Origin of the sequence: Isoptericola sp. S6320L, assembly GCF_023015685.1 — a bacterium.
GTDB lineage: Bacteria > Actinomycetota > Actinomycetes > Actinomycetales > Cellulomonadaceae > Isoptericola > Isoptericola halotolerans_A.
This window is the reverse complement of record NZ_JALKAT010000005.1, coordinates 58,765-74,844: the sequence shown is the minus strand read 5'-3', so window position 1 is coordinate 74,844 and position 16,080 is coordinate 58,765. Positions and strand designations below refer to the sequence as shown.

Annotated in this window: 13 protein-coding genes; 2 read left to right on the top strand and 11 right to left on the bottom strand. The window is 72.5% G+C overall.

The window, feature by feature from the left end; all coding sequences use genetic code 11:
- Positions 1–76: 76 nt before the first annotated feature.
- The 3 genes from MWU57_RS04690 to MWU57_RS04680 all read right to left on the bottom strand — a co-directional run bounded on the left by MWU57_RS04690 (position 77) and on the right by MWU57_RS04680 (position 3,257).
- The gene (locus tag MWU57_RS04690) at positions 77–805 is read right to left on the bottom strand and encodes a hypothetical protein (RefSeq protein ID WP_246907585.1); all 729 of its coding nucleotides are present in this window, start codon (positions 803–805) and stop codon (positions 77–79) included.
- Between the two features lie 104 nt (positions 806–909).
- Positions 910–2,517, bottom strand: coding sequence for a cell wall metabolism sensor histidine kinase WalK (locus MWU57_RS04685; protein WP_246907582.1), 1,608 nt, complete (start codon positions 2,515–2,517; stop codon positions 910–912).
- Complete coding sequence (locus MWU57_RS04680) at positions 2,514–3,257, bottom strand: response regulator transcription factor (protein WP_246907580.1); 744 nt, start codon at positions 3,255–3,257, stop codon at positions 2,514–2,516. Before MWU57_RS04680 ends, MWU57_RS04685 begins: the two co-directional genes overlap by 4 nt.
- An 89-nt stretch (positions 3,258–3,346) precedes the next feature.
- On the opposite strand from MWU57_RS04680, the gene MWU57_RS04675 reads away from it, so the two are divergent.
- Entirely contained in the window at positions 3,347–4,723 is a 1,377-nt protein-coding gene (locus MWU57_RS04675; RefSeq protein ID WP_246907577.1) for a hypothetical protein, read from the top strand.
- Positions 4,724–4,726: 3 nt separating this feature from the next.
- Here the strand turns inward: MWU57_RS04675 and MWU57_RS04670 are convergent, their stop codons facing one another.
- Positions 4,727–5,356, bottom strand: a complete 630-nt coding sequence (locus MWU57_RS04670) for an NYN domain-containing protein (RefSeq protein WP_106266074.1) — start codon at positions 5,354–5,356, stop codon at positions 4,727–4,729.
- 80 nt (positions 5,357–5,436) lie between these two features.
- Between MWU57_RS04670 and MWU57_RS04665 the strand changes: the two genes are divergently transcribed.
- A complete protein-coding gene (locus MWU57_RS04665; RefSeq protein WP_246907574.1) occupies positions 5,437–6,228 on the top strand; it encodes a type 1 glutamine amidotransferase in 792 nt (263 codons plus the stop codon).
- Positions 6,229–6,402: 174 nt separating this feature from the next.
- On the opposite strand, the gene MWU57_RS04660 is transcribed toward MWU57_RS04665, so the two are convergent.
- From MWU57_RS04660 to MWU57_RS04630, 7 genes are all read right to left on the bottom strand, one after another.
- Positions 6,403–7,140 carry a PspA/IM30 family protein gene (locus tag MWU57_RS04660; RefSeq protein WP_246907571.1) on the bottom strand — a complete coding sequence of 246 codons (738 nt, stop codon included), beginning with the start codon at positions 7,138–7,140 and terminating at the stop codon, positions 6,403–6,405.
- A gap of 88 nt (positions 7,141–7,228) precedes the next feature.
- Complete coding sequence (locus tag MWU57_RS04655) at positions 7,229–9,379, bottom strand: YgcG family protein (protein WP_374108523.1); 2,151 nt, start codon at positions 9,377–9,379, stop codon at positions 7,229–7,231.
- Between the two features lie 71 nt (positions 9,380–9,450).
- A complete protein-coding gene (locus MWU57_RS04650; RefSeq protein ID WP_246907564.1) occupies positions 9,451–10,692 on the bottom strand; it encodes an AI-2E family transporter in 1,242 nt (413 codons plus the stop codon).
- A gap of 82 nt (positions 10,693–10,774) precedes the next feature.
- Entirely contained in the window at positions 10,775–11,767 is a 993-nt protein-coding gene (locus MWU57_RS04645; RefSeq protein ID WP_246907563.1) for a TIGR03557 family F420-dependent LLM class oxidoreductase, read from the bottom strand.
- A gap of 75 nt (positions 11,768–11,842) precedes the next feature.
- Entirely contained in the window at positions 11,843–13,255 is a 1,413-nt protein-coding gene (locus MWU57_RS04640; RefSeq protein ID WP_106266063.1) for a glutamate decarboxylase, read from the bottom strand.
- Between the two features lie 19 nt (positions 13,256–13,274).
- Complete coding sequence (locus tag MWU57_RS04635) at positions 13,275–14,081, bottom strand: DUF4239 domain-containing protein (protein WP_246907561.1); 807 nt, start codon at positions 14,079–14,081, stop codon at positions 13,275–13,277.
- 255 nt (positions 14,082–14,336) lie between these two features.
- Entirely contained in the window at positions 14,337–16,016 is a 1,680-nt protein-coding gene (locus tag MWU57_RS04630) for a DNA repair helicase XPB (protein ID WP_106266060.1), read from the bottom strand.
- Between the last annotated feature and the right edge of the window lie 64 nt (positions 16,017–16,080).

Sequence of the window (16,080 nt, the reverse complement as noted above, 5' to 3'; positions counted from 1 at the left end):
CGGCTCGGGCGCTACTACCTCGGCGGGCGGGGCACTACCTCGGCGGGTGGGCCACTACCTCGGCGGGGGGGGTGGGCTACTGGCGGGCCGGGCCCGCCGTCGCCTCCAGGCCGAGCTTGCGGCGCTCCTTGACGAGCCGGTGGAGCTCGGCGTCGAGGTTCTGCCGGGCGGGCTCCTCCCACGTGGCGCCGAGCGGGCTCACGTAGAGCCTCGAGCGGCCCAGCAGCTTGGTCAGGACCTTGATCCGCGCGTCGAGGTAGTCGGACAACGGGATGTGGGCGTACTCGGCCCGGATCTCCGCGACGTACTCCTTGTAGCGCTGCGGCTCCGCGGCGAGCATGCCCAGGTCCGCGTCGTTGAGCACCGCGGAGTCGAAGTCGCCGGACGCCGCCTTGTGCCGGGCGAGCGTGTCGACGAGCTCGCCGACCCGGTCCGCCGAATCGACGGGCACGCCGAGCTCGACGAGCTGCGTACGCGCGAGCTCGGCGCTGAGCGTGGTCTGCTCCCCGCCGCGGGTCGCGTAGGCGACCTTGCGGTCCGCGTCGAAGACCGCTCCGTGGTACCAGGCGGCGAGCCGGACGAGATCGGGTTCGTGGGTCTCGTGAGCGAGCTCGTCGACCCGGTGCAGGACGGCGGCCAGGTGACGCAGGTTGTGGAAGTGGCGGCCCGGCCCGGACCAGCGCTCGATAAGCTCTTCACCCACCGAGCGGATCGAGTCCTCGGGCTTCGTGGCGCCCGCCCCTCGACAGGTGCGGACGAACGCCGAGAGGAACCACTGCGGCGCGCTGGCGCTCAGGACGCCCATCGCTATCAAGACCTTCGCTCGGAGATCGTTCTCTGTCTCCCTGCCAGCCTACGACCGCCGACCGACAATCGTGATCGGTGCGGCCGTCTGCGCCGACGGGGCCGTCACGCAGCGTAGCGGCCCGCGGGCGGGAGGAGAACCCGCACGGTCAGTCCACCGCCGGGCGTCTGCGCCACGGCCGCGGAGCCGCCGTGCGCCCCCAGGATCGCCGCGACGATCGCCAGGCCCAGGCCGGATCCGCCGGACTCCCGGTTGCGCGAGGAGTCGGCGCGGTAGAAACGCTCGAAGATCCGCCCGGCCTGCTCGTCCGAGACGCCGGGTCCGTGGTCGCGCACCTCGACGACGACGCCGTCGGCCACCGTCCCGAGGGCGAGCTCGGCGGGCGACCCCGCCGGCGTGTGCCGGGCCACGTTCCCCACGAGGTTGGTCAGGACCTGCCGCAGCCGGTCAGCGTCACCGACGGTGTGCAGGGCCGCCGGCGGCGCCTCGCCGGGCCGCAGCCCCGTGACCGCGACGGCGCGCGTCGGGTCGAGGGCGTGCAGGTCCTGAGCGGTGTCGTGGGCGAGCGCCGCGAGGTCGACGACCTCGTGCCGCATGGGGCGGCCCTCGTCGAGGCGGGCGAGGACGAGCAGGTCGTTGACGAGCGTGCCCATCCGGCGGGCCGAGTCCTCGATGCGGACCATCGTGTCGTCGACCTTCTCGTCCGTGTCCAGCGCGCCCATCCGGTACAGCTCGCCGTACCCGCGCACCGTGGCGAGCGGCGTGCGCAGCTCGTGGCTCGCGTCGGAGACGAACCGGCGCATGCGCTGCTCGGAGGCCTCCTGGACGGCGAACGCCGACTCGATCTGCGTGAGCATCACGTTGAGCGAGCGCGACAGCGAGCCGACCTCCGTCGAGGAGGGCTGCTCGGGCACGCGCTGGGACAGGTCGCCCTCCGCGATGGCGGCAGCGGTGGCCTCGATGCGGCGCAGCGGTCGCAGGGAGTGCTGCACCAGCCAGAACGCGAGCGCGCCGCCGAGCAGGACGATCCCGATGCCCGACCACAGGAGGGAGCTCGACAGGTAGGCGGTCGTCTTGTCGACGGCGGCCAGGGGTAGTGCGACGTACGCGGCGCCCTCCACGGGGCTGTCCTGCGTCTGGCTGCAGGGGATGGACACGACCCGCCACTGCGTCGGGTCGGCACCGCCCTCGGAGTCGACGGTAAAGGGCTCGAGGCCACGCTCCACCACAGCGGTCAACGACTCGTCGGGAATCTGCGGCTCTCCGAACCGCTCGAGGGTCTCCGTCCAGCCGGCGGGTCCGCCGTCGAGGCCGTTGCAGTTGTGCAGGGTCACGGCATAGTCGCTGGGGATGCGTTGGCTGCCCTCGGCGGGGTTCAGCGCAGTCATGCGTGCCACGCCCTGGGCGGACTGCTTGAGCTGCGAGTCGAGCTGGTCGATCAGATAGTTCGACACGACGGTCCGCGTCGCCAGACCGGCGATGATCATGCCCGCCCCCAGCAGCAGCACGATGATCGCGACCAGGCGCACGCGCAGCGGCACCCGGCTGAGCCAGCTCCAGCGCCGCTCGCCCGGCGTGCTCGGGGCGGGTTCCGCCGTCGGCCCGGGTGCGTCCGTGCCCGACGGCGGTACCTCGGCCGCGCTCGCCGCTCCGGGAGCCTCCGGTGCGGCGAAGGTCGGCTCGATGCCGTCGGGGCGGTCGCGGGGGGTCATCGCTGCGGTGCCCGCAGGAGGTAGCCGACCCCGCGCTTGGTGTGGATGAGCGGCGGGAGCTCGACGTCCGCGCCGTCCGGCCCGGCGACCGTCACGTGGTCGATCTTGCGGCGCAGGTAGGAGATGTAGGACTCCACGATGTTCGCGTCGCCGCCCCAGTCGTACTGCCACACGTGGTCGAGGATCTGCGCCTTGGACAGCACGCGACCGGCGTTGAGCATGAGGTAGCGCAGCAGCTTGAACTCGGTGGGGGAGAGCTCGATCTCGACGCCGGCGCGGTGCACCTCGTGGCTGTCCTCGTCCAGGGCGAGGTCGCCGACACGCACCACGGCGTCGTCGTCGGGCTCGCCGCCCGCGGTGCGGCGCAGCACGGCGCGGATCCGAGCCACGACCTCCTCGAGGCTGAACGGCTTGGTGACGTAGTCGTCGCCGCCCACCGTGAGGCCCTGGATCTTGTCCTGGGTGTCGTCACGGGCGGTCAGGAAGAGCACCGGCGTGTGCCGGCCGGTGGCACGCATCCGGCGCGTCACGGTGAAGCCGTCCATGTCGGGCAGCATCACGTCGAGCACCACGAGGTCCGGCTCCGTGTCGCGCACGAGCTGCAGCGCGCTCGTGCCGTCGGCGGCGGCGTGCACCTCGAACCCGGCGAAGCGGAGGGACGTGGACAGCAGCTCGCGGATGTTCGGCTCGTCGTCGACGACGACGAGCCGTGCTTCGGGGGCGTCGGTGGATGCGGCCATGGGTCCAGTGTGCGCCGCATCCCTGAAGGTTTCCTGAACGTGCGGCGTACGAGTCGCGCGGACTCCTCCCAGCACCCAGGATGCGGTGTGTGACCTCCGCCGAGACCGTCCCCCTCCGCTCTCGTGGTGACGCCGTGCGCCGGTGGGTCGCCGCCGTCCTGGTGGTCGTGACCACCCTGCTCGTGGTCGCGTCGTCGGTGGCGGTGTGGGCGCACCGCACGGTGTTCGACACCGACGACTTCATGGACACCGTCGGGCCGGTGCTGGACGACCCGGTGTTCTACGACGCCCTCGCGGACAACGTGACCGAGCAGACGCTGCTGGCCCTGGACCTCGACACCCGCGTCTCCGCCCGGCTCACCGAGCTCGACGAGGTGCTGGCGCTCGCCCTCGTCGAGCGGCTCGAGGTCGAGCCGGGGCCGTTGCTGGAGGCGCTCGGCACCCGCGTGGATCGGCCGACGCTCGCCGCGCTGACGCCCGTGGTGGTCGACCGACTCGAGGAGCGGGTGGAGAAGGTCGTGGACCGGCTCGTGACGTCCGAGGCGTTCCGGGAGCGGCTGCCCCGGCTGGTCGAACGAGCGCACACCGGGGCGATCGCGCTCGCACGCGCCGACGTCGACGAGCACCCGAACGTCTACCTGACCGACGACGCCGTCATGCTCGACACGACGCCGCTGATCGCCGAGGCGCTGCGCGAGGCGCTCGGGAGCGTCGGTGACATGCTGCCCGGTGTGACGCTGCCCGACGCCGTCACGGAGAACGCGCCGCAGGCGCGTGCCCAGCTCGGCGAGGCGCTCGGTGCGCGGCTGCCGGACGACTTCGGGCAGGTGGCCCTCCTCGACCGCGAGACGTTCGAGATGGTGCAAGGGACCGTCAGGACCGTGGACCGCGTCGTGTGGGCGCTGGTGGTGGTCACCGTGCTGCTCATCGTCGCGACCGTCCTCGTGGCGCCCGACCGCCGGCGTGGTGCGATCCAGCTCGCCATCGGCGTGGCTGCCGGCCTGGTGATCGCGGCCGCCCTCGTCGCGCAGCTGCGCGGCCTCGTCGTGGAGGCCGCCCGCACCCCGGACGGCGAGCGGGTCGCCGGCGTGCTGTTCGACGCGGTGTCCGGAGGGCTGCACGAGATCCTGTGGCTGATCGGGATCATCGCCGTCGTGGCCGCCGTCGTCGCGCTGCTGCTGGGACGTCCGGCCTGGCTCGGACGCGCCGCGGAGCGGTGGCCCTGGGTCGGCACGGTGAGCGGCCAGGACGGCAGGTTGCCACGGCGGGTCGCCGAGCACGCCGACGCCCTGCGGTTCGTGGCGGTCGGCCTGTCCGTGCTGGTCGTCGTGGTCACCGGGTTCAGCTGGGTCGCGCTCGTGCTCGTGGCGCTGGCGCTGGTGGGCAGCCTGGTGGGCATCTCGGTGGCGCAGCGCATCGCCGACGTGCCGGGTGGGCGCCGCTCGACGCCCACCCCTACCCCCTGAGCGTCAGAGGTAGCGCAGCGGGTCGAACTCGTCGATCGGGATGATCCGCACGCGCGGCAGCGGGCTGGTGAAGGCGTCGACGTCGCCCTCCAGGTCGAAGATCTCCAGCCCTTCCTCGGTCAGCGAGGTGAGCTGGCCGTTGACGAACTCACGGAAGGCCAGCAGCCCGACCCGCCGCCCGTCGTCGGCCAGGAGGCGCTCGATCTGGGGCAGGAAGTCGCCGTCGTGGCTCGCGAGCAGGACGTCGCCCTCGCGCCCGGCGATGGCCTCCAGGGTGCGCTGGATACCGAGGTCGACGACCTTCTCGTCACCGTTCGCCGCCAGCGGGATGGGCCGGTAGCCCATCGCGAGCAGCGCCTGCACGAACGACATCGGCATCTGGCCGCTGGTCGCGTTGAGGAAGAACAGCGGGACGACGTCGGAGCCCCACACCTTGCTCGCGAACTTGGTGATCCGGTCCCAGCGCGGCCGCTCCTCGGGGTTGGGGCGGCGGTTCAGCACGTTCATGCCGAGCGTGGCGTCGATGTTCTCGCCGTCGACCAGGAGGTACGTGGTGCGGGTCGGCTCGTTCGGCGACGCCGGGCTCGGCGACGGCGCAGGCGAGGTGATCGGCGCGGAGAAGGGGGAGACCATGCGCCCAGGGTACGCGGGCCGTCGCGGCTCCGGCGGTCGAGCATGGACCGCGGCGGCAGGTCGGAGTAATCTCAGCGGCCGTGCCCGACTTCACACGCTCCGACCACCCGCAGGTGACCGTCCTGCAGCACGGCTCCGACGTGCCGCTCGACCGGTACGCCCGGACGTTCCCGGGAGCCCGCGTCGTCCGACCCTTCGCCGGGGACCCGGTGCCGTCGCTCGAGGAGTGCGGTGACGGCCTGATCGTCCTCGGCGGGCAGATGCACGCCTACGCGGACGACGACGCCCCCTGGCTCCCCGCGGTGCGTTCGCTCCTGGCGCGCGCCGCCGTCGACGGGCTGCCCACGCTCGGCATCTGTCTCGGTGCCCAGCTGCTCGCCGTCGCCGGCGGGGGAGCGGTGCAGGTGGCCGCCCCGCCCGGGCGGGAGGCCGGCGTCGTCGACGTGCACTGGCGTGCCGAGGCGCTGGAGGACCCGGTCCTCGCACCGCTCGTCCGGGCCGCCGGCGCGACGTGTTCCGACGACGCCGAGACGCCCGGCTGCGTGACCCCGGTGGTCTCGATGCACTCCGACGCGATCATCGAGCTGCCCGCGGGCGCCCAGTGGCTCGGCTGGTCCGACATGTACCCGTACCAGGCGTTCCGCTGGGGCTCCGCGCTGGGTGTGCAGTTCCACCCGGAGGCGAGCCCGTCCCTGGCGGTGCGCTGGGCGCTCGGGGAGGTCGACGTCGACACGGCCGCCGTCCATGCCCAGGTGACCGCGCACGACGACGGTCTGGCGCGGACGGGCGACCTGCTCGCCCAGGCGTTCCTCGAGCAGGTGCGCGGCGCCGTCGACGGCCCGGACGAGGTCGCGCTCGCCGCAGCCGGCTAGCACCCCGAGGTAGTGCGGGCCTCGCCGAGGTAGTGCCGCGCCCGCCGAGGTAGTAGCGCGCCGGCCGAGGTAGCGCGACGCCGCTACTACCTCGGCGACGCCGCTACTACCTCGGCGACGCCGCTACTACCTCGGCGACGCCGCTCCTACCTCGGCCTCGGCGCAACTACCTCGTCAGGACTCGATCTGGTTCTGCGGGGTGCCCGCCTTGAGCGCGGCGAGGCGGGCCTCCAGCTCGAGGTCCTCCATCGACCCCTCGAGCTCGGAGAACTGCGACTCCAGGGAGGACGCCGCGATCTCCGCCTGACCCATGGCCTGCGCCTCCTCGCGGCGCACCGCCTCCTCGAACCGCGAGAGCTCGCTGGTCGGGTCCATGATGTTGATGGAGCTGATCGCGCCCTGCACGGTCTGCTGCGCCTCGGCGGCCTTCTGCCGGGCGACGAGCTGGTCGCGCTTCGACTTCAGCTCGACGAGCCGGTCCTTCATCTGGGCCAGGCCGGTCTTCAGCTTCTCGACCGTGACCTGCTGCTGCTCGATCATCGGCCGGGACGTCGTGACCTCGTTCTCGGCGTCGAGCTGCTTGCGCAGCGCCACCTTGGCGAGCTGGTCGAACTTGTCGGCGTTGACGGCGTCGCCCGCGCTGCGTCGCTCGTCGGCCTTGCGGGAGGCGGCCAGCGCCTTGGCGCCCCACTCCTGCACGGACTGCACGTCCTCGTGGTAGTCCTGCTCGGCCAGCCGCAGGTTGCCGATCGTCTGGGCGATCGCCTGCTCGGCCTCCGCGATGTTGTTCGTGTAGTCACGGATCAGCTGGTCGATCATCTTGGCCGGGTCCTCGGCACGGTCCAGCATCGCGTTGATGTTGGCCTTCGCGAGCTGGCTGATGCGCCCGAGGATGCTCTGCTTCTGCGTCATGACGTGCCTTCCTGGTCCGTGGTTCCCGCTGGTTGGTGTTGATGACTAGGACGACGGCGGAGGCTCCGTGGTTCCCGGCGCGTCGACGTCAGAAGCGGCCACCGGCGCCGCCCCGGCCGCCTCCCCCGCCGAAACCACCCCCGAAACCGCCGCGGGAACCGCCGCCGAACCCGCCACCGAAGCCCCCGCCGAATCCGCCGCCGTAGCCGCGGCCCCGCCGTCGGCCGCGCCCGGAGCCGCGCAGGACCGAGTCGAGGACGATCCCTCCGAGGATCATGCCGCCCACGTCGGAGGAGCGGCGACCGGGACCGGCGAACCCTCCCTGCCGCATGTCCCAGCCGGAGGTGTCGGTCTGCGCCATCTGGGTCGCCTGCTGGACGTAGCGCTCGGCCTGCTGCGCCGTCGCGAGCGCCGCGTGCGGGTCGGTGGCCTGCAGCGACCGGGCCTCGGCGGCGAGGCGCTCGGCCTCGGCCAGCCGGGTGCGCGCGTCGGGGCCGACGGCGCCGCGACGGGTGGTGACGAAGCTCTGCGTCGCGCGGAGCTGGGACTCGACACGACCGAGGACGTCGCGCAGCAGCGCCTTGGCGCGGGCGTCGGACTCGGCCTGCTGCCGGGCGGGTGCGAGGGCGGCGTCGAGGGCGGCCTCCGCGGAGGTCAGGCGGGCGAGCGCGGCCAGCGGGTCGCCGCCGTCGCGGGCGCTGCGGGCCTGCTCGGCAGCGGACCGCGCCTCGGCGGCGGCGCCCTGCGCGGCCGGGTCGCCGGACGCGAGGCGCTCGGCGTCGACGATGTCCTGCGTGATCGACGCGATGCCCTTGTCGAGGTTGGTCGCGGCGGACGCGAGGTCGTCGCCGGCGCTCGCGACCTCGTCGAGCAGGGTGACGGCCTGCCCGAGCGCGTTCTGCGCCGCCCGGGCCTCGGCGACGGCGACCGCCTTCTTGCGCTTCTGGACGGCGGTCCGCCCGGCCGCGACCGCCTCGCGGGCGTTGGCGACGAGCGCTGCCACCTGGTCCGGGTTGTCGCGCACGGACGCCAGCGCCGACGCGGGGTAGGTGGCGGTCAGCCCGGCGAGGGTGCTGCGGGCGACCTCGATCCGCGCCTCGATCTCACCGGCGCGCTGCTCGGTCTCGTCGAGCACCTGCGGCGCCCGGGACTGCAGGCGGCGCAGGTCGTCGAAGGAGTCGGCCTGGGCGTCGAGGGTGGCCGCCGCGGCCTCGCAGCGCCGGATGACGTCGGCCAGCACGGCGCGCTGCCGGGCCGCGTCCGACGGCGGCGCGTCGCCGAGGGAACCACCCGGCGGGACGCTGTCCTCGAGCCCCTGGCGCAGACGGAAGGCCTCGGCGACGTCCGCGCGGGCCTCCTCCAGCGCCGCGGTGAACTCCCGGGTCGCCTCGAGCCCGAACTCCGCCTGCGCGAAGCCGAGCTCCTGCTCGGACGTCTTGATCGCGTCGTCGACGGCGACCAGGGCGCTGCCGGCACGCTGGGCGAGCTCGGTGGTGGTGATGTTGGCGAGCGGGTCGGGGTCCGGGCCGCCGGCCCCCGTGCGGGCGGCGGCCGCGGCGGCGCCGCGACGGGTCAGGTCCTTGTCCCGGCGCGAGCGGGACCACAGGAAGACGCCGCCGGCGGCGACGACGGCGATCCCGCCGACCAGCAGCGGCCCGGGCACCGGGAGCCGGCCGGAGGAGTCGCCGTCGTCCGCGACACCGGTGGTGGAGGCGTCGCCGGAGCCGGTGACCGCCAGCGTGGCGTCGACGGCGGCGACCGTGGCGCCGGCCCAGTCGTCGTCGCGCAGCTCGTCGACCGTGGCGTCGCGGACGGCGTCGAGCTGCTCGTCCGACAGGTCGATGTTGTTGTCCCAGCTCAGCCCGTACAGGCGGTCCTCGGTGGCGACGGCGAGCAGCAGGTCGTCGGGGCCGAGCTGGGCGTTGGTCGCGGTGGCGTCCGCCCAGCTGCGCCCGTCGGTGCCGTCGAAGCTCTCCACGTAGACGACGAAGAGCTGGTACGAGCTGTCCTCCGCGAGGGTGTCGAGGGCGTCCTGCACCTCGGCGACCTCGTCCTCGCTGAGCACCCCGGCGACGTCCGTCACGTCTCCGTCCAGCTCGCGCAGCGGGGGCTCGGCGTGCGCGGTGGTGGCCGTGAGGGCGAGCAGCACCGGCAGCGCGACCGTGAGCAGCAGCGTCCGAGGGGCGAGGAGGGCCACGCGTCGCCGCGTGGCCTGGGTAGACGGGATCACGGTCTGCATCGTTCCGCGCGTGCGGGCACCGCGCAATCCCGCGCCGGGTGACGTTGACCGCGTCGGTCAGTCCGGCGGGTTCACTCGAGACCGTCGGCGCGGCGCTGGTCCACGGTCCTCGCCGCCTCCCGGGCGGCCCGCGCGTTGCGCGCCCGGCGCGAGCCCTTGCGCGACGGCGCACGTTCCGGGTCGCGGAGCAGCTCGGAATCGATCAGCTCGTGCCGCTGCAGGTAGGTGTTCGCCACCGCCTGGATCGTGGCGGCGATCGGCAGGGCCAGGAACGCGCCGAGCGCCCCGAACACGGCACCGAACGCGAGCACCGCGACGAAGCTCATCGCCGGGTTCATCTCCAGCGCGCGGGCCGAGACCTTCGGCGAGAAGTAGAGGTTCTCGAGCTGCTGGTAGGCGATGATGAACGCCAGCACCGCGACGGCCTGCGGCACCCCCTGGGACGTCAGGGCGACCGCCACGGGCAGCGCACCGCCGATGTAGGTGCCGATCGTCGGGATGAACTGCGAGACGATGCCGGTGAACAGCGCCAGGGGCAGCGCGTACGGCGTGCCCACGATCACCAGGAACACCGCGGTGAAGGCGGCCGAGAGCGCGGCGAGCACGATGCGAGAGCTGATGAAGTCGGACACCTTGACCTGGGTGATCTCCCACAGGCGCAGCACCTCGGTCTGGCGGCCGGGGCTGAGCCACCGGCACACGGCCACCCGGAACTGGGGCCCGGCGGCCATGAGGTAGTAGGTGACCAGGCCGATCGTCAGCGCCGCGAAGACGAGCCCGACCACCGTGGTCCCCACGGCGATCGTCCCGGTGGCGACGTCGGTGCCGTACTCGGTGACGAGCTGGGCCAGCAGCTCGTCGGACGCGGGCAGCTCGACGTCGAAGGTCTCCTGGATCCTCCCGCTCGCCGCCACGTACAGCTCCGGCAGGACGCCGACGAGCTGCACGAGCTGCTGGATGAACAGGTTGCCGAACAGGGCCAGCACCACGAGGGCCACGATCACCGAGCCGAAGAACGCCGTGCCCGCGGCGAGCCCGCGCCGCCACCCGTGCCGCACCAGCCAGGTGACGACCGGCTCCAGCGCCAGCGTGAGAAAGAACGCGATCAGCAGGTAGACGAACAGCGTGGTGAGCTGGCCGAGCGCCGTCCACGTCCAGGCCGCGACGAACACGGCCACCGCACCCATCACGAGGACGCGGGGCACCCACCGCGGCGGACGGGCGGAGTCGTGCAGCACGGGGCGGGTGCCGCCGTCCGCGGCGACGTCGTCGGGCACGCTCGGGGGCGTGCCGCCGTCGGGCGCTGCACTCATGCTGCGAAGGTAGCCGCCCTGGCCGCGGACGGCGCGTCAGGCGCCGCCCGCGGCCAGGGAGATTCCTCCGGCCGTCGCGTCGTCAGGCCGTGTCGGGCGCGGCCGCCCGGAGCTTCTCCAGCAGCGGCCCCGCGGCCGTGCCGAGGAACTCCTCCTGCTTCGTGTCCCCGATCTGGTGCAGCGCCAGGTCGGTGTACCCGGCCTCCCAGAAGGCCGACGCCGCCTCGACGATCGCGTCGAGGTCCGGCCCGCAGGGGATCGACTCCGCGACGTCCTCCGGCCGCACGAACGCGCTGGCGTGGTCGAACGCCTCCGTGGTGGGCAGGTTGGCGTTCACGGGCCAGCCCAGGCCGAACCAGCGGAACTGCTCGTGGGCCCTCTGCACGGCCGCATCGGGGTCCGGGTCCCAGGAGATCGGCATCTGCGCGACCTTCCGCGAGGCCGGCAGGTCCGCGTCCGCGCGCGCGGAGTCCCACTGCTGCAGCAGGCCCTGCTTCGGCTCGGTGGAGATCAGGTGGTCCGCGAGGGTGGCGAAGGTCCCCACCGACTGCTCGCCGGAGATGGCGACACCGATCTCCACGGGGTCGTCCGGCAGGTCCCACAGCCGCGCCGAGTCCACCTGGAAGTGGTCGCCGCGGAAGCTGAGCAGGTTGCCCTCGAACAGCGCCGCGATGATCTGGACCGCCTCGGAGAGCATCTCGTGGCGTTCGTCGACGGCCGGCCAGCCGGCGCCCACGACGTGCTCGTTGAGGTTCTCGCCGGCGCCGAGCCCGAGGGTGAAACGCCCCTCGGACAGCAGGCCCACGGTGGCGGCCTTCTGGGCGACGACGGCGGGGTGGTAGCGCAGCGTCGGGCACGTCACGTACGACATGAGCCCGACCCGCTGCGTCGCCTGGGAGACGGCCCCCAGCACGCTCCACGCGTACGGCGAGTGGCCCTGGGTGTCGAGCCAGGGGAAGTAGTGGTCGCTCATCACCTCGAACTCGAAGCCGGCGTCCTCAGCCCGGACCGCGTAGTCGACGAGGCTCCGCGGACCGGACTGCTCGGTCATCAGGGTGTATCCGAATCTGGTCACCCGACCACCGTGCGGCGGATGTGCGGTGCCCGCACGCGGGGCCCCTCGCGGTGGTGCCGCACGACCCCGTGGACGTCAGGACCGGCGCCGCTGCCCGGTGCGCTCCTTCTGGTGCGCCGCCATGAGGGCGGGCGCCGTCCACACGTCGGGCGCCGGTCGCTTGCGTGCCCCGGGCTTCTCCTGCGCCAGGTGGGTGCAGGCGTCCTCCAGGTCGCGCAGCAGCATGTCGACCATCTGCCGGCTCAGGTCGATCCGCACCACGATGCGCAGCAGGTGCACGTCCTCGGCGTCGGGCGGGAGGCTGTACGCCGGGACGATCCACCCGTGCTCCCGCAGCCGCGCGGACAGGTGGTAGACGTCGAACCCGGGGTCGTCCCGGAGCCGGAACGTCACCACCGGCTCGCTCAGCCCCGGGTTGAGGATCTCGAACCAGGGCCCCGCGGCCAGCTCGTCGTTGAGGTGCCGTGCGTTGGCGAGCATCGTCGCCACGATCTCCTGGTACCCGGAGCGCCCGAGCCGCAGGAAGTTGTACAGCTGCGCCTGGATCATCGCCGATCCTCGCGAGAAGTTGAACGTGAACGTGGGCTGCGCGCCGCCGAGGTAGTTCACGCTGAACACGAGGTCCTGGGGAAGCTTGGTCCGGTCGCGGAACACCAGCCAGCCCACGCCCGGGTAGACCAGTCCGTACTTGTGCCCCGAAGCGTTGATCGACGCCACCTGCTCGAGCCGGAAGTCGAACTTCAGGTCGGGCTCAGCGAACGGCGCGACGAACGCGCCGCTGGCGCCGTCGACGTGGATCGGGACGTCCCACCCCTGCTGCTCCTTGATCTGCACCAGCCGGTCGTTGATCTCCTCGATCGGGTCCGACTCGCCGATGTGGGTGGTGCCGAGGACGACCCCGACGGCGATCGTGTTCTCGTCGACCTGCTCGGCCACCTCGTCGGCGCTGATGACGTACCGGTCCGGCTTCATCGGGATCTTGCGCATCTCGACGTCGAAGTAGTTGGCGAACTTGTCCCACACCACGTGGGTCTCGGCCCCGTAGACCACGTTCGGCCGGTCCGTCGGCAGACCCTCGGCACGACGACGGTCGCGCCAGCTGCGCTTGTGCGCCAGCAGCCCCAGCATGATCGCCTCAGAGGAGCCGATGGTGCCGACGCCCACGACCTCGGCCGGGTCCGGCGCGTTGAACAGGTCGCCGAGCATGTGCACGCAGGCCTCCTCCATCAGCGACGACGCCGGGTACTCCTCGTGGTCGATGTGGTTCTTGCGCAGGGAGCCCAGGATGAGGCGCTCCGCCTCGGGTTCCATCCACGTCGTCACGAACGAGGCCAGGTTCAGCGTCTCGCGGCCGTCGAGCATCAGGCCGGTGTGCAGCAGCTCGTAGGCCGTCCCTGCCGCCATGCCCGACGCCGGGAACTCGAACGGGTCGAGATGCTCGCGGAACGCTGCCGTGCCGTGGATCGGGCCGTGGGGGTCGTCGCTCATCGGAGTCTCCTCGGTTCGGTCAGCTGTCGGTCTCGGTACCGCAGGGCAGTGCCGCCAGGTCGGGGGCCGTGGCTTCCATGGAGTCCGTCGTCTGCTCGATCAAGGTGGGGGACAGCCGTCCCGCTCCGGGGCTGAACGGCGTGCTCAGCGCGATGACGATCAGCAGCATCACCAGCGTGAACACCGCCGAGACCGCGACCAGTACCGCCTGCGGGACCGAGCGCGCCGGGAGGGTCACGATGAACAGCAGCACGAGGATGAGCGCTCCGCCGAAGATGAGCAGCACCCACAGCAACGGAGGCGTCTGGATCTCGGCCGCGACGAGACGGGTCTCGCGGGCGGTGGAGATGTTGCCGAGCTGGGCCAGGAGGTTCGTCGCTGTCGCCGGCTGGAACGTCCCGCCGGTGGGTTCGGTCGACTCGCCCAGCGTCACGAACAGGTCGCTGTAGGCGGCGTCCACCACGGGCGACGAACCGCCGTCCTGCAGCGCGGGCCAGTCGTACTCGGGGACGGCCCGCGCGTAGCAGATCAAGGAGTGCTGGATGGCGGCCTGGCTGTCCGGGAACAACTGAGCCTCGTCGAAGGCGGTCCCGATGGACGTCGCCTCGTCCCCGATCGCGTTGCGAGCGGCGGAGAACTCACCGAAGAGGAAGACGATCGAGAAACCGAGGACGATGCCGTAGGCCGTCGCCACGTACGAGAGCGTCGCGGTCCACGGGCCGGTGTCGAACGCGACCCCACGCACCAGGCGCCGGGTCAGGAGGCTCAGCCCGAACGCGACGGCCGCCGTCGCAAGCAGGATCGCCGCCGTCGACCAGACCGTCATGATCCGCCGCCCGACGTCGCGGGGCGCAGCACGACGGCGTCGACCTCGACGTGACCGCTGCTCTGAGCGGGGCGCTGCTCCTGGATCGACATCGACGGCCTCCGTGCAGCGGCAACCCTGGACGCACCGCGCGCCACGGGCGCGACGACGCACGTGCCACGCTACGCGCCCGCACGGCGCGTGGCGCGAGGGGCGATGGTCTTCACCCGCTGCTGCACGTGCCGGGCGGGTGCCTCGTTCCTCGGCCCCCACCCTCTACTGCACGACGTCCAGGTCCTCGGCGTCGACGATGCGGTAGGCGTACCCCTGCTCCGCCAGGAACCGCTGGCGGTGCGCCGCGAAGTCCTGGTCCACGGTGTCGCGGGCGACGACGGCGTAGAAGTGTGCCGTGCGGCCGTCCTGCTTCGGCCGCATCACCCGTCCGAGCCGCTGCGCCTCCTCCTGACGGGACCCGAACGACCCCGAGACCTGGATCGCCACGGACGCCTCGGGCAGGTCGATGGAGAAGTTGGCGACCTTGGAGACCACCAGCCGGGAGATCTCGCCCGACCGGAACGCGCCGAACAGCTTCTGGCGCTCGCGGACCGTCGTCGCACCGGTGATCAGGGGTGCGTCGAGGTGCGCGGCGAGCTCCTCGAGCTGGTCGATGTACTGCCCGATGACGAGCACCTGGTCGTCCGGGTGCTGCGCGACGAGCTGCTCGACCACGCGGTTCTTGCCCGGGGCGCAGGCCGCGAGCCGGTACTTGTCCTCCGGCTCGGCGGTCGCGTAGACCATCCGTTCGTGCTGGGGCAGGGTGAGGCGGACCTCGACGCAGTCGGCCGGCGCGATGTAGCCCTGCGCCTCGATGTCCTTCCACGGGGCGTCGTACCGCTTGGGCCCGATGAGGGAGAACACCTCGTCCTCGCGGCCGTCCTCGCGCACGAGCGTGGCGGTGAGGCCCAGCCGGCGGCGGGCCTGCAGCTCGGCCGTCATGCGGAAGATCGGTGCGGGCAGCAGGTGCACCTCGTCGTACACGACGAGGCCCCAGTCACGGGCGTCGAGCAGCTCGAGGTGGGTGTACACGCCCTTCCGCTTGGTGGTGAGCACCTGGTAGGTCGCGATGGTGACGGGGCGGATCTCCTTGCGGGAGCCCGAGTACTCGCCGATCTCGTCCTCGGTGAGCGAGGTACGGCGGATCAGCTCGTCGCGCCACTGCCGTGCGCTGACGGTGTTGGTCACGAGGATCAGCGTGGTGGTCCCGGACTTCGCCATGGCGCCCGCGCCGACGATGGTCTTGCCGGCGCCGCACGGCAGCACCACGACGCCGGAGCCGCCGTGCCAGAACCCGTCGACGGCCTGCGCCTGGTACGGCCGCGGCTCCCACGCGGCGGCGTCCTCGCCCGGGTAGACGGGCTTGGTCGTGGGGGACAGCGTGATGGCGTGCTTCTCGCCGTCGACGTACCCGGCGAGGTCCTCGGCCGGCCAGCCGAGCTTGACCAGCGCCTGCTTGAGGTTGCCGCGCTGGGAGGGGTGCACCGCCACGGTGGTGTCGTCGATGCGCTCGCCCACGAGCCCGGCGCTGCGCTTGGACTTGAGCACCTCGGCGAGCACGGCGGCGTCGGTGGACTCCAGCACGAGCCCGTGCACGGGGTGGGAGGCCAGGGTGAGGCGCCCGTAGCGGCCCATCGTCTCGGCGACGTCCACCAGCAGCGCGTGGGGCACGGGGTAGCGCGAGTACGCCATGAGGGTGTCGACGACCTGCTCGGCGTCGTGCCCGGCGGCGCGCGCGTTCCACAGGCCGAGGTTGGTCAGCCGGTAGGTGTGCACGTGCTCCGGGGCGCGCTCCAGCTCGGCGAACGGCGCGATGGCGCGGCGTGCGTCGCCGGACTGCGGGTGGTCGACCTCCAGCAGGATCGACTTGTCGCTCTGGACGATGAGGGGGCCGTCGGGCATGCGGGTCCTTCCGGTAAGAGTGTCCAGGGTGGCAACGCCGCGGCGCCCGCGCCTGTTCCGCGGG